Origin of the sequence: Caballeronia sordidicola (genome assembly GCF_000729995.1) — a bacterium.
Taxonomy (GTDB): Bacteria; Pseudomonadota; Gammaproteobacteria; order Burkholderiales; family Burkholderiaceae; genus Caballeronia; species Caballeronia sordidicola_A.
On record NZ_JNFG01000050.1, the window covers coordinates 17885 to 40543 of the forward strand.

The following is a 22659-nucleotide window of genomic DNA, read 5'->3' on the forward strand; positions in this document are numbered from 1 at the left end:
GACGATCAGGATTTCGGCGGTTCTGAACCAAACCACTTCTTGTACAGCGTGGCATAGCGGCCATCGGCCTTGATCTTCTTCAACTCTTCATTGACCTTTGGCACCAACGGGCTGCCCTTGGGAAAGCCGATGCCGTACTTGTCGCCGCTTACTGGAACACCGGCCGTTTTTACCTTGCCTTTGCCCGCTGTATTGACGAAGTAAAGGACATTCGGGGTGTCATGCATGGCGGCATCGACGCGGCCCGCTTCGAGCGCGAGATACGCTTGGTCGATGTTCGGGAACTGGCGAATTTCGGCGGGCTTCAAGTTCGCCTTGATCCAGTCGATGGTCGCCGTGCCCGTCTTTGCCGCGATGACCTTGCCGTTCAAGTCATTGATTGATTTGATGCTCGTGTTGTTCGTCTGCACCATTGCCGCGAGGCCGCTGTCGTAGTACGGGTCCGAGAAATCGATGGCCTTCCTGCGTTCTTCCTTGATGGTCATCCCGGACAGGGCGACGTCGATGTTCTGCGTTTGCAGACCTGGAATTAGACCCGCGAAGTCCATGGGTTGAATGGTGTACTTCCAGCCCTGGTCCTTGGCGATTTCCGCCCACAGGTCCAGGTCAAAGCCGACGTACTTGTCGCCTTGCTTGAATTCGAACGGCATGAACGACGTGTCCGTACCCACCACCAGTTCTTTGGTCTCCGCGTGCGCCAAGCTGCTACTAAAGATGGCTACCGCAACGACCGACATAAAAAAGGAACGACGTCCCATTTGGCTTCTCTCCCCTGTATTTGGCGATGCCTCTCTCCGGCATGGAGGTCTGGCTCCGACAACACTGAGCACGAAGTAACATGCGATGCTATATTTTCACGTGTTACAACATATGTTGTCAACGTGAATGTTAGCTCGCCAAAAAAGAGTCAATGGATTTTTGCGGCGGGAAAGTCTGGATGGCGGAGACCTGCGGGCGCCGATACAACGGAAGGGGTGTCCTTGCTTCGGCGCGCGGCGACAAGATTTACGACGAGTAGGCGCCCTTCGCGTGGAGCGCGGATTCGGCCGCTTCCAGCAACTCGACGGCCGATCGCCCTTCGAGCGCAAGCAGATGGGCAACCAGAGATTCCGCTATTGCCGATGCCGCGACAAGCGATGGAAAAAAGGACGGGCTCTCGTGCGAAAAGATGAGGACATGGTCGGCGTTGAGGGCGAGGGGTGACACGGCGCTGTCGGTGATGGCGATAAGCTTGCAGCCCTGCTCTTTCGCCGCTTGCGCGACGCGCACGGCTTCGGCTGAATACGGGGCGAAGCTTGTTACGACGGTTGCGTGCCCTTTGGCCATGCCGCGTAGTTGCATTTCGAGCGTCCCGGCCTCGCCGTTGACCAAGCTCACCGATGACCGGAATAGCCGATAACCGTAGACCAGGCTGAACGCGACCGGATAACACGAGCGGAATCCCGCCACGTGGACATGCGGCGCTTTGCGCAGCATCTTCGCGACCTCGACGATCTTCGTGCCGTTTTGTGCGACCGTGACTTCGAGGTTGTGGCTTTGGGCGATGGCAAGTTCCTGGACTAATGACTCGCCGGAACCGCCTTTGACTAGCGCGCGGGCTTTGGTCGTTAGCGCTTCCGGACGCGTGCGGACACGGGCGACGAAGATTTCACGCAGCTCGTTCCAGCCGGGGAAGCCCAGTTGCTGCGATAACCGCACGAGGGCCGCGGGTTGAACGTTGGCGCGTTCGGCGACCTTCCGCATCGAAAGAACTGCGACTTCGTCAGGGAAGTTCAGCAGGAAACCGGCGCCCGCCTGGAATTGCGGGCTGAACTCGGGAAACTTCGCACGTATCGCTGAAACCAGGTCTTCGAAATTGGACGACACGAAACAAACCTCGTTAGATTGACAACATTTGTAGTTTAACGAGGTTGCTGCGTTGACGGGATGTTGTTGGCAGCCGGAAGTCGGCTCGTGGGCGCGTTTCTATCGAAACCTCGCCGGCAGATAAGGTGTTGGATCGGTGAACGTCGCTTCACCCGTCATCATTTCAGCGAGCAGCCGTCCGGTCACCGGACCGAGCGTCAGTCCATGATGGTTGTGACCAAAAGCGAACCACAGACCGGCGTGGCGTGCAGCCGGTCCGATCACGGGCCGCATATCTGGCGTGCATGGCCGCAAGCCTAGCCAGGGTTTCTCGTCCAGCCGGTTGCCGAGCCCGAAGAGCGGGCGCGCCGCGCGCTCCGCGAGATCCAGTTGCGCCGGGTTGGGCGGCCGTTCGCGTCCCGCAAGCTCAACGCCGGTTGTAAGACGTAGCCCTCGCCGCATGGGCGCCACCACATAGCCGCCTTCAATATCCACGACCGGGCGCAGCAAAGGTGAGCCCGCGTCGCTCGCGTAGTGCATGTGATAGCCGCGCTTGGCGATGAGCGGCACGCGATAACCGAGCGGTTTCAGCACCAGATCGGACCACGGACCGAGTGCGACGACCACCGATTCGGCTTCGAGTGGACCGCTATTCGTGAGTACCCGCCAACCGCTGCCGCGCGCTTCGAACGTACCCGCATCGCCGGTCGTGACCATTCCACCTTCACGCTCAAAGAGGCGCGCGTAGCCCTTCGTCAATGCGCCCGGGTCGGATACGCTTCGCGGATCGGTCCAGTGAATCGCGCCTGCATAGCCTGCGCCGAGGGAGGTTTCAGTGCTTCGCAATCCTGCGTTGTCGAATAGCGCGATGTGCAGGCCATGTGCATTCGCCACGCGCTCCGCCGCAAGCGATTCCCGTTCGAACAGTGCCGGCGACCGGTACGCCTCGAGCCAGCCGGTTGGCCGCACCAGATCGTGCAAGCCCGCGAGGTCGATCAATGCCTCGTGTTCCGCCACGCTGCGGCCGATAAGCGGAAGCATGTCGCGCGCCGCCGCCTGTAGCCGCAGCGGCGCCGACTCCCACCAAAAACGCGCGAGCCAGCCCGCGTAGGAAGGCAGCGAGCGAAGGTCGTAACGCAACTCTGTTGAATGGTTGCCCAAGAGGCGCAGCACGGTGCGCCAATCGCGTGGAAACCCGTACGGCACGACCGACGACGCCTCGATCAATCCAGCATTGCCGAAACTGGTTTCCTCCCCCGGCGCACGTCGATCCACCAGCACGACGTTGCGGCCGCGTTGCTGAAGATGAAGCGCGGCGCTTACACCCACGATACCTGCGCCGAGTACGATTACGTCTTTAGTCATAGGGTTCCATACGGCTTGCTTCAGCGCGTTCGTGCGGCTACTTCACTTCGCGATGATGTCGCGTTTGAAGTACTTCTGCGACAACTTGCTGAGCGTGCCGTCCTGGTTCAACGAAGCGAGCGCCGCGACGATTTTCGCCTTCAGTGCGGGGTCGTTCTTGCGCAGTCCGAGGCCGGTGCCTTCGCCAAGCGTCGACGGGTCCGACAGCGCCGCCCCGGCAAAATCGAAGTCTTTTCCCTCGGGTTTGGAAAGAAATCCATCGATTGAGGTCTGCACTTCCTGCACCGCGCCGTCGAGCCGCCCGGCGGAAAGATCCGCGAAAATCTGGTCCTGGCTCTGATACGTGACGACGGACACGCCTTGCGCGGCCCAGTGCGCGCGCACGAAATCCTCTTGCGTCGATCCCTGTAATACGCCCACCGATTTGCCCTTGAGACTTGCCGGTGTCGGCAGCAGCCCGGAGCCGCGTTTGGCGATCATCTGGATCGGCATCACATAGACGGCGGGAGTGAAATCGATCGCTTGCCGGCGCTTGTCGGTAATGTTCATTGCCGAGTTGATAACGTCGAACTTGCGTGCCTGCAGCGCCGGAATCAAACCGTCGAAACTGTTTTCGACCCATACGCATTTCACTTTCATGCGCTGACAAAGCGCATTGCCGATGTCGATGTCGAAGCCTTCCAGTTGACCGGACGCGGTCTTGCTCTCGAATGGCGGATAGGACGCCTCCACCCCGAAGCGCAGCGTCTGCGACGATTCGGCGTGTGCGATGCCAAGTGTGAGAGCGAGGCTGGCCGCGCCCGCGAAGCAAATCATTCTCCAGTTCATTGTCGTCACCGTAGTCATGTGTTGAACCAAACGCCATCCGTTCGAGTGGCGCGCATCGCGAACGCCGCAGCTGCCATCGCAATATAGATAGAAATAAAATAAAAGTCTAGAATGGACGAAAATGTCCACATCGAATGAAGGAGACGTAGTATGAAGGATTCACTCGGCTCCGGTCGGGACGCGGTGCAGAGCGAGGGCACAGTGCCGCTAGTCGTCGACGAAGCGCGGGTTCGCGCCGCGCTGCCCTCGCTCGATGTTCGCGGGGCGCTGACCCACATGTTCGCCGCGCTGGGCCGTGGCGAGGCTGTGCAGCCGCCGCAGACGCTCACGCTCTTTCCGCAGCAGGCGGGCGATTTCATTACGTATCTCGGCGTACTCGCCGAGGAGGGCGTGTTCGGCGCGAAGCTGTCACCGTATATCGCGAGCGCTGGCGCGCCGGTGATCACCGCGTGGACCGCGCTCATGTCCATACACAACGGCCAGCCGCTGATGTGGTGCGACGCCGCGCTGCTGACGACCGAACGCACGGCCGGCACGACTGCGCTCGCGGTCGACTACCTTGGGGCGCCCGGGAGCAGGCGGCTCGCAGTGATCGGCGCAGGCGCGGTGGCGCGGGCGCATTTGCGGCACGTGGCACCGCTGCGGGAATGGGACAATATTCGGATTTACTCACCGCGTCTCGCCGGGGATATCGACACGCAGGCCGCGATTCGAGCGATGGACCCGCGCGTGAGCATCGCCGGGTCGACGGCCGAGTGCGTGCATGATGCCGATGTCGTAATGCTTTGTACGTCGTCGGGTACACCCGTGTTGCCGCTCGGCGACCTGACAAAACCGGCGTTGATCACGTCGATCAGTACCAACGTCGCGCGGGCACACGAAATCGATCCTGCGTCGCTGCCGGGGCTCGACGTGTATTGCGACTATCGGCGGACTACGCCACAAAGCGCCGGCGAAATGATCATCGCGTCAGAGCAGCACGGCTGGTCATCCGATGCGATTCTCGGCGACTTGGCCGAACTCGCCAACGGGGCCTGCCGGACGCCATCATACGAGCGGCATGCGCTGTTTCGTTCGGTCGGCCTCGGCTTGGAAGATGTCGCGCTTGCTTACGCGCTCTACGTGCATCTGCGTGCGGGAGCCTAGCGGTATCATCGCGACTTGATCATCGCCATTCCGGTCCACTTCGATGCAGAAAAGAAAGACTCCGAAAACGAAAGCATCGGCTCGCGAGATGCTGCTTGCGCGCTATGCCCATCTGGCCGACAGCGTCACCACGCTGTTCTTCCCCTATGCGGAAGTGGTGATCCACGATCTGTCGGATCAGACGGTCGCCTATTTGTCGAACAATCTGTCCAAGCGGGAAATTGGCGACGAGTCAGCGCTTGAAGACGTTGAGGAAACGACGGCCAACAAGCTGCTCGGACCTTACGAGAAGGTGAACTGGGACGGGCGCCGGATGCGTTGCGTCAGCACCGCGCTCTTCGACGACGAAGGCAATGCCGCCGGCGTGATGTGCATCAATTTCAACATCGCTGCGTTCGAGGAGATGCGGTCTACGCTCGACCTGTTCCTGCGGGGTGCAGGCGTGGTTGCGCAACCGGCGGAACTGTTCAAGGACGACTGGCAGGAGCGCATCAATACGTTTTTGCATGGCTGGCTGCGCGAGCGGCAGATTGCGTTGAATTCGCTGACAAGGGATCATCGACGCGAGTTGGTGGAGGCTTTGCACGCCGAGGGGGCTTTTAATGGAAAGAGTTCTGCGAACTACGTGGCGAAGGTGCTTGGTATGGGTCGGGCGACCGTTTATAAGCATCTGCGGGAAATGAAAGAGGGATCGGACGATGGGGGGGCGGGAGTGCGTGGGAATGGGGCGCGGTGAGTTGATGGGTTGGGGTCGGTGATTGGAGTTCGCATTGAGGTGGCGCACACGCGACATGTGGCGAGCGTAACAACCGACGACTGGCCAGATGAGCCCGTTCGCATTTCAGGCGCTGTCAGTTTCTGCTTCCGGCCATAGGCGCGGGAACAGATATCGAACAACTTGATTGGCAACACGAGTCCGATGGGACCTTTGGGCGTTCTTGATCGAACAATGCCCAGCTTGAAAAGATCCGCCAGTGCTCGGTCCGCAGTTCGGTTTGCGAGACCCACCATGGCTTTGAATGGACATTTCGATGACCGCGTTCATGGCGGATCCGCGTGCGGGGAATTTCGACAAAAAACGACCGCAATACATAGAGATAGCCGAATCATGGCGAATCTTGTGGCGAATGTTAGAGGTCATAGATCATTCACACAGACCATTCGATTTGTCGCAAAGCGAAGCATATCGACGACGGCCCTGGCGACAGCAATCAATGTTTCTACCGATCCGTCGCGAACCCGTGACTCGCGTATGCCCCGCGCGCCCTCACACGCGAGCGAACATGACTTCGCGACTAGAACACGAGGTTTGCTTAATCATCGCCAAGTTGATGTTTCGCCGATTAGATTCCGGCTGCGGTTCTGAGTCGCGTCATGCTCTGGAGTTTCAGTACAAGAAGGTGCGGAGTTCGGGACGGATTCAGCGGTCGTTCGCGCCTTATCTGGTCCCGCGTGCCGCAAACGGTCGCTTACGAAAAAAAGGCCTGCGCCAAATTCGACCCGATTTAGCCTTTCGGCTACTTTGTACAATGTTGGAACCGCACTTTAAAGCCGCCGTGGCTCAGTTAGGCCCGTCGGATTTGACTGAGCACCGCTGCTAAAAGGTAGCATCGTCCCCACCAAGATCATTTGATTCGGCGTACGACGTAAAGCGTGACCGTTTTATCAATTGATAAACCAAGATGATCGCTTATCAACTTCGGCGTCACAAACGGACGATGCTAAGCTAGCGGAACCCAAGCTGTACTGAAACCGAGTTCACGCAGCATTGTGAACGTGTTGCAGAAGGAAACACCGTTGTCTTGGCACACATCAGGCACTCTGCGATTCGCTCGCCTCTTACCAGGCGCAGAGACTTCGATCGAAACTACCGTTCGATTCATAGGGTCCGCTGCTGCATATGCAATCAAAAACGGGTCCCTTCCAATTTCTTCGATCTCGGTGTCGGTAAGATTATCCCCATACCCTTTCGCCAATACAGCCGACACGAGCTCCGCGTCTGCTTCTTCCTGCAACAGAAGTGTCTCATAAACATCTGCACGATTAAGCCACGAGACCAACGCGTCTTTTTTCGCCTTACCCCCGCCATCTCGAACTTCTTCCAATGTTTCGATGGGCATTTTTACGGACCCTTGCTCTGCCATGTGCAGTAGCCATGCCCAAAAGACCGGCACCATCTCCATGGCGTAATAATCACGGTTGGCGGTGATGAGTACGTTTGCGTCAAGAGGATACAGCTTCGCACCGCTACCCATGCTATGACGCTCCCACCAGTGCTTGCACATTGGTAGGTCGAACCCCTAAGATTCTGCCTGCTTTGGTCGGAGTCACAAAGCCCTCAGCTATTGCTCTGCGAGTGACCTCAACTAGAGCGTTTCCAACCCTATGTCTTTTGACGATATAGTAGTTGGGTCCTCCCGCTGCATCGGCCGCTTTTTCTTTCCTTTTCGCCCTCTCGGCTTCCCAGTTTCGCCGGAACTCTTCTGTGAGATCCGACCACTGGCCGCGGTCGATTTGGCGGCGCTTTAGAAGTCGATATACGACGAGGGCGCGACTCAGCTTCCTCTGGCTCGCGAAGTTACTGATAGCCGCGATTACATCGTTGCGATCCTGGCCCAGTTGCCGGAGCTCGTCCAGCTCTGCTTCCGGCAAAAGGATCTCACTGGCGATGTCATTGCAGAACTGTTCGATCTTTTGCTCGAAATCAGCTCCGCTCACTCCCGTACGGCCTAGCCAAATATGCGCCAACTCATGTAGCAGCGTGAACGACCAAGCAACCTTCGCGTCTTGGTCATTGACAACGATGAACGGAGCTACTTTCTCCGCCAACGCGAACCCTCTAAAAATGTCCGTACTCAAGGCCGTGTGATGTGTTCCGAGATTGCCAATAAGAAGCACGAAAACACCAAGCTTCTCAGTCAAAGCACGTAGATAATTGAACGATTCTTCGACAGTCTTTTTTCTTCGAAACTCGTTTAGATCTAACGATAGCCTTGCGCAAATTGTCTTTGCTGCGTCAGCAACCGACTGATCTGGTGTAATGCTGCCGACAAAGTTCAAAGGTCTCGCTTCATCCGTATCTTCCAGCATCGATCTTACCAGTCGCTGCCGGACAAACACATCACGAACAAGAGCGTCCAGTTTCGGGGCGCTTTCGTACTCTCGACCTCCGGGTAGCGTTCGGAAGTCTTCGCCGCGTTCGCTTTTTTGCGGAGGTTGCTGGAGATAGAACGTCAGTAGTGGTCGGCGATATTGCTTGGCCATCCTAAGAAGCAGTGGCCGACTAAGAGCCTTGGTCCCTTTTTCGTATTCTTCGAGAGCATCTCGACCATTTTGGCGTGCGCCGCCGAGTTGCAACGACTTTGCGGCTTCGTCGATACCGAGGCCCGCAGTTTCTCTAGCCCACACAAGGATCTTCGGGTTTATCTGCGGCATTGTGGTGTAATCATACTGACTAAAAAAACGCGGCTTGTCGTGGCACTATGATAGAGGGTATCACAGAATAAAGGGGTCAAATACTAACCGGCTTTGCTCACGATTTCGGCTGGTCGAGCAAGCATGCTATCGGACGAAATAGTCGCCAAGACCCTAGATCTCTGACCGGACACCATCCAACGCCGACCGGACGAGCGACACGTTGCTTCCTCAGGCGAACCCCTTTGGCATGGCGCGCAGTCTCTAGCTTGCGACGGGATTAGTCATCTAGTACGTAGCCTTACGTTCGGCGACTTCCTTGCGGGAAATTCGGTGATTCGTCGGCCAAAGCCGAAGGCCTCTTGATGGTCCAACGCCGCCATCCAAGAGCTTACTGTCATGTTGGATCTATCGGGTCGGCGGCCTCTTGTCGATGTCTCGAGCGTTCGACTTATCGTTGCTCACAGAACTTGTCAGAACACAGTTGACGACTACTCGAGAGTTCTATCTTTCACAAGGAAGGTATGGATTCGAGTAAGATCGGCTTTCAATCACTTGCGGTCTTTGGCATAGATTTTTTTTGCGCGCAAGAGGCGAATTTACACCGCGACTGCATCAATACATGAAGCGAAATTCTGATCCATCTTGGTCTGAGGAGCTCGCCGATTTGCCGGAATGGGATCGCGCGTTCTGGCTCTCACGCGCTTTTATCGAGGCGAGCTTATGTCTGTGCAATAGCATGTTGAGCGGAGAACTCAGTTCCCAGTATTCAACGAGCCGCGTTGTATGGCATCTGGCTCGCCAAGGAGTCGAGTTATTTTTAAAGGCGGCAATCGGCGCTGCGGTCGGGTCGCGCTTAGTCCCAGCGACACATGATTTACGCCGCCTAGCTTTCGAATACCGACGCATCTATTCAAGCTTAAGTTTTTCTCTTGAATTTCCTTCGCACTTTCACGTAGACACAAATCTTGACCTCTTTCCCGAAGTTCAGGATACGTTTCACGCGACCTTGGATCAACGTCATCGATACCCAGCAGACCGAATGGGCGAAAGCTTTACCACAAGGGAAACGTTTGACCCTTTAATAACGCAAAGAGAATTAGAGAAACTTGATCGTGATTTAAAAATTCTTGAGTCTGCATATATACGGCGTGTACTTCAGGGTCTGCCACCCATCACGTAAGGGAGAAGAATTGTGTCACCACACCCTTTTGTGTTGACCTGGCGCGGGCCGGCAAAGGTACATGGACGCAGCCCCAGAGTTAAAACTGAGGCATAGCAACGTCAATCTCCTAGAGGGAAGCTTGGGCTGTGCTTAGCCGATAAAAGCCGGTCCCGCCAAGCCGCCCAATTGTTCCAAGCAAAAAGCCGATGTGCAGTAACGGGGTTCATATCTGTAAGCTCGTCGGCCCCGCCAAATCGACCGGCTTTAATCCTTCAGCTCTCCCCTCACTCCACCGTCACACTCTTCGCCAAATTCCTAGGCTTATCCACATCCGTCCCCCTCGCACAAGCCGTGTGATAAGCCAGCAACTGCAGCGGCACGACATGAAGAATCGGCGACAGCAACCCATAATGCTCAGGCATCCGAATCACGTGAATCCCATCCTCGCTAACAATCCGCGTATCCGAATCCGCGAAAACATAAAGCTCCCCACCTCGCGCCCTGACCTCTTGCATATTCGACTTCAGCTTTTCCAGCAGCGTGTCATTAGGCGCCACCGTCACCACCGGCATCGCCTCAGTCACCAACGCCAGCGGCCCATGCTTCAACTCCCCGGCCGGATAAGCTTCCGCATGAATATACGAGATCTCCTTAAGCTTCAACGCGCCTTCAAGTGCGATCGGATAATGCAGCCCACGCCCGAGAAACAGCGCATTCTCCTTGCGTGAAAACTCTTCCGACCAGGCGATGATCTGCGGCTCCAGCGCCAGCACGCTATTCAGCGCCGCCGGCAAATGCCGCAACTGCGTCAGATAATCCGTTTCCTGCTTCTCACTCACATGCCCGCGCAGCGTCCCAAGCGTCACGGCCAGCACAAACATCCCGACCAACTGCGTAGTAAACGCCTTAGTCGACGCCACGCCAATCTCAGTCCCCGCATGCGTCAAAAACGCGAGCTTCGTCAGCCGTACCATCGCGCTAGAGGCGACATTGCAAACCGCCAGCGTATGTTTATGCCCAAGCGCTTGCGCATGTTTCAACGCAGCGAGCGTATCCGCAGTCTCACCCGACTGCGAAATCACCACGACCAAAGCCCGTGGATTCGGCACCGACTCTCGATACCGATACTCACTCGCAATCTCCACTTGCGTAGGAATCTTCGCAACCGATTCAAGCCAGTACTTCGCCGTCATCCCCGCATACGAACTCGTGCCGCACGCGAGAATGAGCACGCTGTCGATATCGGCGAAAACCTCTGCCGCGTCCGCCCCGAACAAATCGGCGGAGAAACGATCGGTTTGGGGAATCGTGTCGGTGATCGCACGCGGCTGCTCGAAGATTTCCTTCTGCATGAAATGCCGATACGGCCCAAGCTCAACCGCGCCGCCATACGCCGCGACCACGCGCACTTCGCGCTCGGCAGGCATTCCATCGCGATCGACAATCTTCACGCCGTCCAGCGTGATTTCGACCACATCGCCTTCATCGAGGAACGCAAAACGATCGGTGCTGCCGGCGAGCGCGAGCGCATCGGAGGCGAGGAAGTTCTCGCCATCGCCCACTCCAACCACCAGCGGCGACCCCTGCCGCGCGCCGACCACGGTATGCGGCTGATCCTTGTGAATCACAGCAATGGCGTACGCGCCATGCAACTCCTTCACGGCGTCGCGCACGGTCTGGAACAGATCGCCGCGATACATGCTGTGAATCAAATGCGCGATGACCTCGGTGTCCGTCTGCGATACAAACTCGTAGCCCTTCCCGCGCAGCATCGTCCGCAAGGTCTCGTAGTTCTCGATGATCCCGTTATGCACCAGCGCCAGTTCGTTACGCGAAAAGATGGGATGCGCGTTGTCGGTGACGGGCGCGCCGTGGGTCGCCCAGCGAGTATGCGCAATGCCGGTTGCGCCTTCCAGATGCGTATCGCGGACCTGATCGGCGAGATCGGCCACGCGCGCGACGCTGCGCGCGCGCTTCGGTTCACCTTCGGCAATCACGGCTACGCCGCAGGAATCGTAGCCGCGATATTCCAGCCGCCGCAGACCTTCGACCAGCACCGATACGATGTTACGTTGCGCAACCGCGCCGACAATTCCGCACATGGCGTCGTCCTTTACAGATTGTTTTTGAATCGCTCGAAAACGCCCGGCGCTCGCCGCCCGGGCGCGCGCTCAAGCACATGACTGAGCCGTCTAATTGTTCAAGCTTTCTTTTTTGTCGGCCGTACGTAACCGCTCTTGCTGATCTGAGTTTTTTCGTTCAGCACCAGCTGGTCTTCCGCGACATCCTTCCAAACGGTCGTCCCGGCCGCGATCGACGCACCACGCCCCACACGCACCGGCGCGACGAACTGCGTATCGGAGCCGACGAACACGTCGTCCTCGATCACCGTGCGGAATTTGTTCGCGCCATCGTAATTACATGTGATCGTGCCCGCGCCGATATTCACTCGCGCCCCAATATCCGAGTCGCCGATATAACTCAAATGATTGGCCTTCGACCCACGCCCGAACACCGCGTTCTTCACTTCGACGAAGTTGCCCACGTGCGCTTCGTCGCCGAGCACCGCGCCCGGTCGCAGGCGCGCATACGGTCCGAGCACGACGTTCGCCCCGGTCGTACCGCCCTCGATATGCGTGAACGCATCAATGCGCGTGCCCGCGCCAATCGATGCATTGCGAATCACGCAGTTCGGTCCAACGATCACGTTATCCGCCAGCGTCACATCGCCTTCGAAGACGCAATTCACGTCGATAGACACATCGCGTCCGCAGGTCAGCGTGCCGCGCACATCGATTCGCGCGGGGTCCAGTAACGTCACGCCGGCAACGAGCAACTCCTCGGCAATATTGCCTTGATGAATCCGTTCAAGTTCGGCGAGTTGCTGCTTGCTGTTCACGCCGAGCGTTTCCCACTCTTCGTCGGGTTGCGACGTGACGACTTCAATGCCGGCTTCGAGCGCGCGCTCGACGACATCGGTGAGATAAAACTCGCCCTGCACGTTGTCGTTTTTCAGCGATGCCAGCCATTCGCCCAACTGCGCGGTGGGCGTAATCACAATGCCGGTATTGATCTCGGCAATCGTCAACTGGCCGGCATTCGCATCTTTCTGCTCGACAATGCACTGCACGGCGCCCGTCGGATCGCGCACGATGCGGCCGTATCCGGTTGGATCATCCAGCGTGACCGTCAGGACGCCGTAGCGGCCGTCGGACGCCGCATCGACCAGGCGTTGCAGCGTGCTGACGCGGGTAAGCGGCACATCGCCGTAAAGAATGAGCGTAGGCACGGAAGGGTCGAGCAGCGGCAGCGCTTGCTGAACCGCGTGGCCGGTGCCCAGTTGCTGATCCTGCACGGCGAACTGGACATCGGGTGCGCCGACTGCTTTCTGAACCTGTTCCGCCCCATGTCCGATCACGACGACAAGCCGTGTGGGCTTGAGCGCGCGCGCAACGTCGAGCACATGAGAGAGGAGCGGCCGGCCAGCCAGGGGATGAAGGACTTTCGGCAAGGCGGAACGCATGCGCTTGCCCATGCCTGCCGCCAAAATAACAATGTTCATGGCGTCAGCTTCGTTGAAGTGTTTGGAGCCGCCAATATAGCATGCCCGGTTAGGCGGCAAAACCCGGCGCGGCCTTGCTGAGCAACGATTCTGCGGGCTTGTGGCCCAGCGTCAAATATCGTCGAACTGAACAATCGAAATGGTCTGCGACGGTGCTTCCGTCGAACACGGGTCTTCATCGAACGCGATATCCCCGTCTGCATCCGCCACGCCCGTCGCGCGCAATCCGGCAAACGGAAACAAGCCGTGATCCATCAAATGCGACGGCACCACGTGCCCCAGCGCGTTGAACATATTCTCCACGCGACCCGGGAAACGCTTTTCCCAATCGCGGATCAGCGCCTTCATTTCCGCGCGCTTCAGGTTCGGCTGGCTGCCGCACAAGTTGCACGGAATGATCGGGAACTCGCGCAGCTCGGCGAATTTCTCCAGATCCCGTTCCTTCACATACGCCAGCGGCCGGATCACGATGTTCTTGCCATCGTCGGATTGAAGCTTGGGAGGCATACCCTTTAGCTTGCCGCCGTAGAACATATTCAGCAGCAACGTCTGCAAGATGTCATCGCGATGATGTCCAAGCGCAATTTTCGTCGCTCCAAGCTCGCCGGCCACGCGATACAAAATCCCGCGCCGCAATCTCGAACACAGCGAACACGTCGTCTTGCCTTCCGGCACCAGCCGCTTGACGATGCTGTACGTATCCTGATTCTCGATATGAAACGGAATATCCAGCTTGCTCAAATACTCGGGCAGCACATGCTCCGGAAACCCCGGCTGCTTCTGGTCGAGATTCACGGCCACGATGTCGAAGTTGATCGGCGCGCGTTCGCGCAGCCGCATCAGGAGTTCGAGCATCGCGTACGAATCCTTGCCGCCGGACAGGCAGACCATGACCTTGTCGCCGTCCTCAATCATGTTGTAGTCGGTAACAGCCTCGCCCACCTGACGCGCTAGCCGCTTAAACAACTTGTTGTTCTCGTAGGCCTGCTTCTGCTCGCGGCGCGTCAGCGGCCCGCGCATTGTCGGGACGGATGCCAACTCCTGAACCACCGGCGCTTCCGTTTCCGTTAGCGAACTCATGCTGTCACCTCTTTGATGCGAAAGACTTCGACGCCCACGGCATCGCAATCGGGATAAACGTCCGGCTTTTCCGTCGATACCACCACCGCACGCACATTCGGATGCGCCAACAAAGCGGCAGCGACGTCATCGCAGAGCGTTTCCTGCAAGTGGATATGCCCCTTGCCCACGCGCTTGGCGATGGTCGAGCGCATGAAGTCGTAGTCGACGACTTCGCGCAGCTTGTCCTCAGTCGGCGTCGATAACGCCAGTGGCACGAACAATTCCACGTTGATCACCACGCGCTGCTCGCCCTGCTTTTCGAAATCGTGCACGCCAATGTTGATGCGCACTTCGTAGTTGCGCAGAAAAAGCCGCCGGCAATCGGCCAGCCGGGGATGCGAAAGTGCGGCAAGCATGGTGATGTCCTGGTGATTCAAATTCAGATTAACTTACTAAGATTGACGCACTAAACGCCGCCGCCCGGAGCGCGGCCTGTGGTCAAAAACATGATGTCGCGTGGCGACGGCACGAGATGCTGGCCGCCGTCGACGACCAGCGTCGTCCCCGTCACGCCCGCCGCGTCGGCGAGATAACAGGCGGCGGCCACTACATCTTCCACCCGCGAAGCCCGGCCCAACGGCGTTACCTTGTGCGCGGCCTCGAACTCGCTCGCCGTCTGACCGGCGGATTGCAACGTGAGGCCCGGCGCCAGCCCGACCACGCGCAACTTTGGCGCTAGCGCCTGAGCCAGCGCGACGGTTGCATTCTCCAGCGCCGCCTTGGTCAGCGTGTACGACAGGTAATCGGGATTCATGTTGTACAGCTTCTGGTCGAGCACGTTGATGACGCAGCCACGCCGGGTTTCGTCGTCGGCGGCGGCATCGGGCGTGGCGTCGTACAGCGCACGTGCCAATGCCAGCGGCGCGCCGACGTTGATCGCCATCATTTCTAAAAGACGCGGGTAGCTGAAGTCGCGCGCGGTGTCCTCGACAAAACTCGACGCGTTGTTCACCACGCAATGCAGACCACCCAACGCATCGATACATGCAGGCACCAGTCGCGCCACGTCGCTCTCCACGCCAAGATCCGCGTGCAGCGCGACCGACCGTCGACCGAGGGCACGTATCGACTGGACGACTTCTTGGGCATCGCCCTCAGAACCGCCAAAATGCACCGCTACGTCCCAGCCGCGCGCAGCGAAACCGAGCGCCAGCCCGCGGCCGATGCGCTTTGCCGCGCCGGTGATCAGCACCACGCGGGCTTTCGGCGCGGAAGAATCTGGAGAAGTGGACGAAGAAACGCTCATTTACAATGCCGGAATGAATCCAAAAGCTCAAGAATCCGACAGTTTACCTGTTCCCGGCCCCGACGCACTCGCGCAGTCCGAGTTGCTGACAGCACGCATCCGGGCGGAAATCGCCTCGGCGGGCGGCTGGCTGCCGTTCAGCCGGTATATGGAACTGGCGCTATACGCGCCCGGCCTCGGCTATTACAGCGGCGGCGCCATGAAATTCGGCAAACGCGGCGACGATGGCAGCGACTTCGTCACCGCGCCGGAAATGTCGCCGCTGTTCTCGTCGACGCTCGCGCGGCCCGTCGCGCAGGCATTGCGCGACAGCGGCACGCGCAATGTGATGGAATTTGGTGCCGGAACGGGCAAGCTTGCCGCTGGCTTGCTGAACTCGCTTCAAGCGCTCGACGTTCCCTTCGATAGCTACGCAATCGTCGATTTATCGGGCGAATTGCAGGAACGCCAGCGCGCGACGATTGAAGCCGATGCTCCAGAACTCGCATCGAAGGTGAAATGGCTCAGCGCATTGCCGGAGCATTTCGAAGGCGTAGTAATCGGCAACGAAGTGCTCGACGCCATGCCAGTGCGTCTGGTCGTACGCAAACTGGGCGTGTGGCATGAGCGCGGCGTATCGTGGACGAACAACCGTTTCGCATTCGACGACAAACCCTTGCTAGCCGCTCTGGACGATCCGCTTCTGGCCGAAATCGATGCGACCATCGATGAAGTCAACGACGAGCCGTTCATCGAATACCTGAGCGAGACGCACGAAGCGGCGTTGGCTTTCACGCGCACCATTTGTACGATGCTCACGCGCGGCGCGGCGTTTTTCATCGATTACGGCTTTCCGCGGCGCGAGTTTTATCACGCTCAACGCGCGCAGGGTACGCTTATGTGCCATTACCGGCACAGGTCGCACGGCGATCCGTTCTTGTATCCTGGGCTGCAGGACATCACGGCGCACGTGGAGTTTTCGGGGATCGCGGAGGCCGGCACGGAAGCGGGCGCCGATCTGCTCGGCTTCACGTCGCAGGCGCGTTTCCTGATGAACGCCGGTATTACGGATGCGCTTTCCGATCTCGATCCTTCAGATGTCCGGCGTTTTCTGCCGGCTGCGAATGCGGTTCAGAAGTTATTATCGGAGGCGGAAATGGGCGAACTGTTCAAGGTGATCGCGTTCTCGCGCGGTATCGACGACACGCTGGCCGCGTTCTCGTCCGGCGACCGTTCACATACCCTTTGAAATCATGATCCGCTGGGTACTCACCACGTTTATTGCGTTGTCGATTCTCTCGGCGTGTTTGCCGTGGATGAAAAAACTCGGCATTGGCAGGTTACCCGGCGATTTCACGCTGCGGCTTTTCGGACGGGAATATCCGTTTCCGTTCATGTCGACCATTCTGCTGTCGCTCGTGCTGTCGTTGCTGGCGCGAGCGCTTTAATTGCGTGGAAGCACCGCGTCCACCGCCGCCACGCGCGCAGCATGAACCGCATCCTTGATCTTCCCCGGCTGGTCCGCGTACTGCTGCGCGACCGCGCCGGCATCGACCGAACGCGCCGCCACTAACGCTTCGCGCAAGCGCTCGGCCTGCGGATACGGTTGCTGGCTCAAACCGAGACGGCCGCGAGCATCGGAGACGCAGGCTTGCAGCGCTTCAGCAAAGCGCGCGGGTTTGCGCAGCGCGTCGCAACGCTCGAACAAGCGCACCAGCGCCGCCGCCCCGAACTCCATCACCCGATGAATATTGCCGTGCTCACGCGCTACCAGCAGCGCGAGATCGCGACATTCGTTCGGCACGCGCAAACGCTCGCACAACGGTTTCAGCAGATCGACACTTCGCCCTTCATGACCGATATGGCGCGGCAGGATATCGTCGGGCGTGGTCGCCTTGCCAAGATCGTGCGTCAGCGCGGCGAAGCGCACCGGAAGCGCATAACCGTGCGCCGCCGCGTAATCCAAAACCATCATCACGTGCACGCCGGTATCGACTTCCGGGTGATAGTCGGCGCGCTGCGGCACGCCCCACAGCGAATCCACTTCCGGCAAAATCCGCTCGAGCGCGCCACATTCGCGCAGCACGTCGAACATCCGCGAAGGCGTCTTCTCCATCAAGCCTCGCGACACTTCCTGCCACACGCGCTCGGACACGAGCGCATCGACTTCGCCATCCGCGACCATGCGTTTCATCAGCGCGAGCGTTTCGTCCGCGATCGTGAAATCCGCGAAACGCGCAGCAAATCGCGCAATGCGCAGAATCCGCACCGGATCTTCGATAAACGCTTCACCCACATGCCGGAACACGCGCGCGTCAAGATCGGCGCGGCCATTGAACGGATCAATGACCGGCCCGGTCAGCTCGCCATCCGGGCGCACCTCGCGCGCCATTGCGTTGACGGTCAGATCGCGGCGCGCGAGATCTTCTTCCAGCGTGACATCAGGCGCGTAGAAAAACTGAAAGCCGTGATATCCCGCCGATGTCTTCCGCTCAGTCCGCGCGAGCGCATATTCCTCATGCGTTTGCGGATGCAAAAACACGGGGAAATCCTTGCCGACGGGCTTGAAACCTTGCGCCGTCATCTGCTCGGGCGTCGCACCGACCACGACATAATCGCGGTCCTGAACCGGCAGGCCGAGCATGTCATCGCGGATCGCGCCGCCCACGGCGTAAATGTTCATCGCTCGTTCCGTGCGCCTTCAATCCACTCCGCCACCTCCGGCAACGCGGTGATGCGAGCGGCGTAAGCGAGCGCCGCTTCGCTCAACTTGGGCGCGTAGGAATTGAAGCGCATGACGACAGCCGCGTACATCGCGTCGGCAATACCGAACTCCTTGCCGAACAGGAACGGGCCACCGTGCGCGTCGAGGCAATTGCGCCAGATCAGGTCGATCCGTTTCACGTTCGCCAGCGCGCCCGCCGTGAGGGTCTGGCCGAAGGCCTGATGCTGGATATTCATCGACATCTGCTCGCGCAGATCCGCGAACCCCGCGTGCATCTCCGCGCTGATGCTGCGGGCGTGCGCCCGCGCGGCGGCATCGCGCGGCCACATGGCGTGCTGCGGGAATAACTCGGCCAGCGTCTCCATGATCGCGGCCGATTCCCACACGGCGTCGCCGGCATCGGTCACGAGGCAAGGCACTTTCCCCGACGGCGAATGCGCGAGGATATTTGCGCTCGAATCCGGCTGGCCGAGGCGGATCATGACTTCCTCGAAAGGAATGCCGAAGTGCTTGAGCACGAGCCACGGCCGCATGGACCACGACGACACATTCTTGTCACCGATAATGAGTTTCATCGCAAATATCTTGGGTTAAGGCACTGCTTAAGGAACACAACGTTCAACGCCCGGCGGACGCCCGAAACGTATTGAAGCGCGAACGCGACGACGAACCCGTGAGGTACATCGGCGCAATGGCTTCAATGCTCGCTGGTTCTTCGATGCCGAGTTCCGGCGCCATCGGTCCGCTTGCTATGTTGGGCGTTTTCATCGAATCGAGATTATCGCGCGACATCATGGGTTCGCCGGGCGCGAGTTCAAGCGACATCGCCTGGAGGCGGCCGAGCATATCGGGCAAACGGATGATCTTCGCGTTTTTGCCGATCGCCGCGCCGCTGAACCGGACCAGTTCTTCGAGCGTGTAGACCGTCGGCCCGGTGAGTTCATACACGCGGCCGGAGGCGGCATCCAGATCGAGCACGTTGGCAAATGCCTTCGCAACATCGCCGACAAAAACCGGCTGAAACTTGGCCTGCGAACACGCCAGCGGAATCACCGGAAATATCCGTTCAAGAAACGCGAACTGATTCAGGAAGTTGTCTTCGGGACCGAACACCACGGATGGACGAAAGATCGTGGTCGCCAGATTCGATTCGCGCACGGCTTTTTCGCCGTCGCCCTTAGAGCGCAGATACATGCTCGGCCCTTTCGGATCCGCGCCAAGTGCGCTCATGTGGATCAGGCGCCGCACGCCCTTCGCCTGACACGCGGCGACGATCTTGCTCGGCAACTCCACATGCGCCTTGGCGAATTGCGGACCGTAGGGATCGCCGCGCTTGCCTTGCAGAATGCCGACCAGGTTGATGACTGCGTCCGCTTGAGAGACGAAGGCGGCAAGCTGGACGGGATCGAAGAGATTGGTTTCGATCACATCCACAGGCAGCAGCGTCAATTGCGCCGCATTCTCGCGACGCCGCGTGGCGATGCGCACGTTCTTGCCAAGCTCGACAAGCGCATTCACCAGATGACTGCCGATAAACCCCGATCCGCCGATCAGCGCAATGGTTTGATGTCGCATCTTCGCCTCCATAAGTGGCGGTCTGCGAAAGCGTCGGGGCGGCAGCGCCGCGCATGACTTTCGACTGACCGTTCATGCCGGAAAAGCGAAACGCGCGGCGAGTCTGGCTGCAGGCCCCTTACGGCGCGATATAACCGAGCCGCGTTTTCAGCGATTGCGGCCGCCCTTCGAACAGCGCCGCATAGTACACGGTGTTCGACAGCACGTTCTTGACGTAATCGCGGGTTTCGGTGAACGGAATGGTTTCAGCAAAAATCGCGCCCTCTACCGGTGCGCTCAGCGTGGAACGCCACTGCGTCGGGCGTCCGGGGCCAGCGTTATAACCGGCGGTGGCGAGGACGGCGGAATCGTCGAACTGGTTATAGACCATCGCCAGATAATTCGTGCCGAGCAGGATGTTGGTATCGAGATCGTTCATCTGTTCACGCGAGATGGGTCCCATGCCGATCTTCTTCGCCACGAGTTGCGCGGTACCAGGCATCAACTGCATGAGGCCGCCCGCGCCCACTTCCGACTTCGCGTTGATGATGAAACGCGATTCCTGGCGAATCAGGCCATATGCCCATTCGACATCGAGTCCGGTGTTCTTCGACTCACGCTCAACCACATCACGATACGGCGACAGATACCGCAATGAGAAATCGTGCTCGGTCTTGGTTTTGTCCGCCGTGTTCACCGCGCGGTCGAACAATTCGATCCGCTTTGCATACTGCGCGGCCGCGATCAATTGCCGGTCCGTCATGGTACGCAGCGGCCAGTTCCATTCGCGGTTGCCTTCGAGCCGGAGGTTCATGGCGTAGAACTTCTGCGACAGCGCAAAACTTGGCACCGCCGCAGCCTGGGCGACTTCGGCGTCGCTGACTTCCGTGCGCGGCGGCACCGTGATCTTCTGGCCAAGCTCTTCAGACGCCAGCTGGCCGTAGAAGTTGAACTGATCCGCGATACCCGCGAATTCCTGATTGGCCGTAGCGGTGTCGCCGGCTTGCTTCAGTGCGCGCGCGTGCCAGTAAATCCACGCAGGCTGGTTGCGCAGCGTGGGCGGCATTTGTTCGATCGACCAGCGCACCATGGTCCAGTCGCCGGCGAGCAATGCGCTGCGCGTGCGCCATTCATAGGCGGGATTCGACAACGGCGCATTCACCGAAAGCCGGTACCAGTCGACCGCGCTCGGCATGCGCTTCGATGCGGCCTGATAAGCGATCGTGCCCCAGCCAATAGCGCGTTCCGTCGGCGTCAATGCCGGCGCAACCGAGCTGAACGATGCCGCTGCCATGGCCGGATCGTTGCGCGCCATGCGGGTGATGGCGACGAGCGCCAGTTGATGCGAGGACGTGTCGCGACCTACGCCGCGTGCGAGATACAGCGGCGGGGTGTTGGCGGCGGTGTCGAAGACGCTTTGATCCGGGCGTTGCTGGCCGAGTGCGTCCGCGATCTTGCTGCCGGTGTTCGTATAGTTCTGCTCGTAGGCTAGGCGGATTTGCTGCCAGACGTCGTCCGCGGTGAATTGCTGCGAGACGGCCAGTGCGTTGATCAGGTCGACGCAACCATCGCCATACCATTTAGGATCCACAAGCAGAGCGCGCGCGGCGTCAGCGACATTCTCTCCGCGCGAGGCTCGCGCTTCGAGCGCGTAGCATTTCACCTGCGTGTCGTCGTTGAGTACGAAGCGCGGGTATTGGTCGAGGAAATTGCGCCAGTCGTGGCGAGCGCCGAGCACGGTCAGGTAGTCGTTGCGCATGCGGTCGGCGATAGCCTGGCCGTCGTAGCGCTGCAGGAACGCGAGGACCGGCTCGTCCGGTGCGTCGACGCGCGCGTGTCCTTGCGAGTCGAAGAGTTGCGGCTTGATTGTGAAGTAATCGATATAACCCGGCGCCGGATAATTCGGAATTTGCGCGGCGAGTTGCATGGCACGGCCGGCGTCATTCGAGCGCGCGGCTTCGCGCAACTGGATGAAGATGCGGTCGTCGGGCGAGAGCGAATAGTCAGCGGCTGTCGGGCGCACGGCGGAGGCGGTACCGCATCCGATCAGCGTGATCGCGGCGAGCGCGGTTGCGGCTGCGAGATATACTCGTTTGAGACGTTTTGACATCGTTATTTCTGGAGCGCGAAGTGATGCAAAGCATAGCACGCAACCCCCTGCTGGAAACCAAAAGCGCGCTGCGTGCAACCCTGCTTGCAACCCGCGAGGCGCAAGGCGCTCGGGCCGATCAGGACGCACGTGGCGAAGCGTTGGCGCGGCGTTTGATGGAAGCGGTCGCGCGTCATCCGAAAGCGTCGTGCATTGGTTTTTATTGGCCGGTCGCCGCGGAGTTCGATGCGCGTGATGTGCTGACTGTCTGGCTGGCGCTGGATGCATCGCGGAAGGCGGCATTGCCGGTGGTGATTGCGCCCAGGGCGCCGCTGGTTTTTCATGCGTGGCAGCCGAATGTGGCGATGAAGAAGGGGCGCTATGGCATTGCCGTGCCGGCCGAGGAGCATGTGGTTGTGCCGGACTTGCTCGTCATTCCGTGTGTGGGTTTTGATGCTGATCGATATCGGCTCGGGTATGGCGGAGGGTATTACGATCGGACGCTGGCTGATTGGCCGGGGGGCCTGGCGCCGGCGACGATTGGGGTGGCTTTTGAATCTGCCAAGTGTGATGCCCTCCCGAGGGGGGAATTTGATTTGCCCCTCGGGGCGATTGTGAC

The 22659-nt window shown here is 59.3% G+C and carries 20 protein-coding genes; 5 read left to right on the plus strand and 15 right to left on the minus strand.

Annotated elements, in window-relative coordinates; genetic code table 11:
• Window positions 1-5 precede the first annotated feature (5 nt).
• The 4 genes from glnH to FH08_RS0131745 all read right to left on the minus strand — a co-directional run bounded on the left by glnH (window position 6) and on the right by FH08_RS0131745 (window position 4038).
• Window positions 6-758, minus strand: a complete 753-nt coding sequence (glnH, locus tag FH08_RS0131730; RefSeq protein WP_031362222.1) for a glutamine ABC transporter substrate-binding protein GlnH — start codon at window positions 756-758, stop codon at window positions 6-8.
• A 247-nt stretch (window positions 759-1005) separates the two neighbouring features.
• Window positions 1006-1866: a MurR/RpiR family transcriptional regulator gene (locus FH08_RS0131735; RefSeq protein WP_031362223.1), complete on the minus strand. Its 861-nt coding sequence runs from the start codon at window positions 1864-1866 to the stop codon at window positions 1006-1008.
• 99 nt (window positions 1867-1965) lie between these two features.
• Window positions 1966-3210: an NAD(P)/FAD-dependent oxidoreductase gene (locus FH08_RS0131740; protein ID WP_031362224.1), complete on the minus strand. Its 1245-nt coding sequence runs from the start codon at window positions 3208-3210 to the stop codon at window positions 1966-1968.
• Window positions 3211-3252: 42 nt separating this feature from the next.
• Window positions 3253-4038 carry an ABC transporter substrate-binding protein gene (locus FH08_RS0131745; protein ID WP_031362225.1) on the minus strand — a complete coding sequence of 262 codons (786 nt, stop codon included), beginning with the start codon at window positions 4036-4038 and terminating at the stop codon, window positions 3253-3255.
• A 150-nt stretch (window positions 4039-4188) separates the two neighbouring features.
• On the opposite strand from FH08_RS0131745, the gene FH08_RS0131750 reads away from it, so the two are divergent.
• Both FH08_RS0131750 and FH08_RS0131755 read left to right on the plus strand, forming a co-directional pair.
• Entirely contained in the window at window positions 4189-5184 is a 996-nt protein-coding gene (locus tag FH08_RS0131750; RefSeq protein WP_051888683.1) for an ornithine cyclodeaminase family protein, read from the plus strand.
• 43 nt (window positions 5185-5227) lie between these two features.
• Window positions 5228-5920, plus strand: a complete 693-nt coding sequence (locus FH08_RS0131755; RefSeq protein WP_051888684.1) for a helix-turn-helix transcriptional regulator — start codon at window positions 5228-5230, stop codon at window positions 5918-5920.
• Window positions 5921-6905: 985 nt separating this feature from the next.
• Here FH08_RS0131755 and FH08_RS0131760 read toward each other — a convergent pair.
• The 7 genes from FH08_RS0131760 to FH08_RS0131790 form a co-directional block, all read right to left on the minus strand.
• Window positions 6906-7439 (minus strand): DUF4411 family protein, encoded by a 534-nt coding sequence (locus FH08_RS0131760; protein WP_063771248.1) that lies wholly within the window; start codon window positions 7437-7439, stop codon window positions 6906-6908.
• 1 nt (window position 7440) lies between these two features.
• Window positions 7441-8619 (minus strand): ImmA/IrrE family metallo-endopeptidase, encoded by a 1179-nt coding sequence (locus FH08_RS0131765; RefSeq protein WP_031362229.1) that lies wholly within the window; start codon window positions 8617-8619, stop codon window positions 7441-7443.
• Window positions 8620-10047: 1428 nt separating this feature from the next.
• On the minus strand, window positions 10048-11865 hold the full coding sequence (glmS, locus tag FH08_RS0131770; protein WP_031362230.1) for a glutamine--fructose-6-phosphate transaminase (isomerizing): 1818 nt from the start codon (window positions 11863-11865) through the stop codon (window positions 10048-10050).
• 98 nt (window positions 11866-11963) lie between these two features.
• Window positions 11964-13325, minus strand: coding sequence for a bifunctional UDP-N-acetylglucosamine diphosphorylase/glucosamine-1-phosphate N-acetyltransferase GlmU (gene glmU, locus FH08_RS0131775; RefSeq protein WP_031362231.1), 1362 nt, complete (start codon window positions 13323-13325; stop codon window positions 11964-11966).
• A 111-nt stretch (window positions 13326-13436) separates the two neighbouring features.
• Window positions 13437-14345 carry a tRNA 2-thiocytidine(32) synthetase TtcA gene (ttcA, locus tag FH08_RS0131780; protein ID WP_200878818.1) on the minus strand — a complete coding sequence of 303 codons (909 nt, stop codon included), beginning with the start codon at window positions 14343-14345 and terminating at the stop codon, window positions 13437-13439.
• Window positions 14346-14401: 56 nt separating this feature from the next.
• The gene (locus FH08_RS0131785; protein WP_031362233.1) at window positions 14402-14803 is read right to left on the minus strand and encodes a dihydroneopterin aldolase; all 402 of its coding nucleotides are present in this window, start codon (window positions 14801-14803) and stop codon (window positions 14402-14404) included.
• Between the two features lie 50 nt (window positions 14804-14853).
• Window positions 14854-15693, minus strand: a complete 840-nt coding sequence (locus tag FH08_RS0131790; RefSeq protein WP_031362234.1) for an SDR family oxidoreductase — start codon at window positions 15691-15693, stop codon at window positions 14854-14856.
• Between the two features lie 13 nt (window positions 15694-15706).
• Here FH08_RS0131790 and FH08_RS0131795 point away from each other — a divergent pair, with 13 nt between their 5' ends.
• Together FH08_RS0131795 and FH08_RS0131800 are read left to right on the plus strand one after the other, a co-directional pair.
• Window positions 15707-16921, plus strand: coding sequence for a class I SAM-dependent methyltransferase (locus tag FH08_RS0131795; RefSeq protein ID WP_031362235.1), 1215 nt, complete (start codon window positions 15707-15709; stop codon window positions 16919-16921).
• A 4-nt stretch (window positions 16922-16925) separates the two neighbouring features.
• On the plus strand, window positions 16926-17120 hold the full coding sequence (locus FH08_RS0131800; RefSeq protein WP_031362236.1) for a DUF2905 domain-containing protein: 195 nt from the start codon (window positions 16926-16928) through the stop codon (window positions 17118-17120).
• Here FH08_RS0131800 and FH08_RS0131805 read toward each other — a convergent pair.
• From FH08_RS0131805 to FH08_RS0131820, 4 genes are all read right to left on the minus strand, one after another.
• The gene (locus tag FH08_RS0131805) at window positions 17117-18355 is read right to left on the minus strand and encodes a multifunctional CCA addition/repair protein (protein WP_031362237.1); all 1239 of its coding nucleotides are present in this window, start codon (window positions 18353-18355) and stop codon (window positions 17117-17119) included. The genes FH08_RS0131800 and FH08_RS0131805 overlap by 4 nt on opposite strands.
• A complete protein-coding gene (locus FH08_RS0131810; RefSeq protein ID WP_031362238.1) occupies window positions 18352-18972 on the minus strand; it encodes a glutathione S-transferase family protein in 621 nt (206 codons plus the stop codon). Before FH08_RS0131810 ends, FH08_RS0131805 begins: the two co-directional genes overlap by 4 nt.
• 43 nt (window positions 18973-19015) lie before the next feature.
• Window positions 19016-19972 (minus strand): complex I NDUFA9 subunit family protein, encoded by a 957-nt coding sequence (locus tag FH08_RS0131815; protein ID WP_031362239.1) that lies wholly within the window; start codon window positions 19970-19972, stop codon window positions 19016-19018.
• 118 nt (window positions 19973-20090) lie between these two features.
• Window positions 20091-22061, minus strand: coding sequence for a lytic transglycosylase domain-containing protein (locus FH08_RS0131820; RefSeq protein ID WP_031362240.1), 1971 nt, complete (start codon window positions 22059-22061; stop codon window positions 20091-20093).
• A 23-nt stretch (window positions 22062-22084) separates the two neighbouring features.
• Here FH08_RS0131820 and FH08_RS0131825 point away from each other — a divergent pair.
• Window positions 22085-22659: 5-formyltetrahydrofolate cyclo-ligase (locus FH08_RS0131825; protein ID WP_031362241.1), on the plus strand; the 575-nt coding region annotated here is incomplete at its 3' end.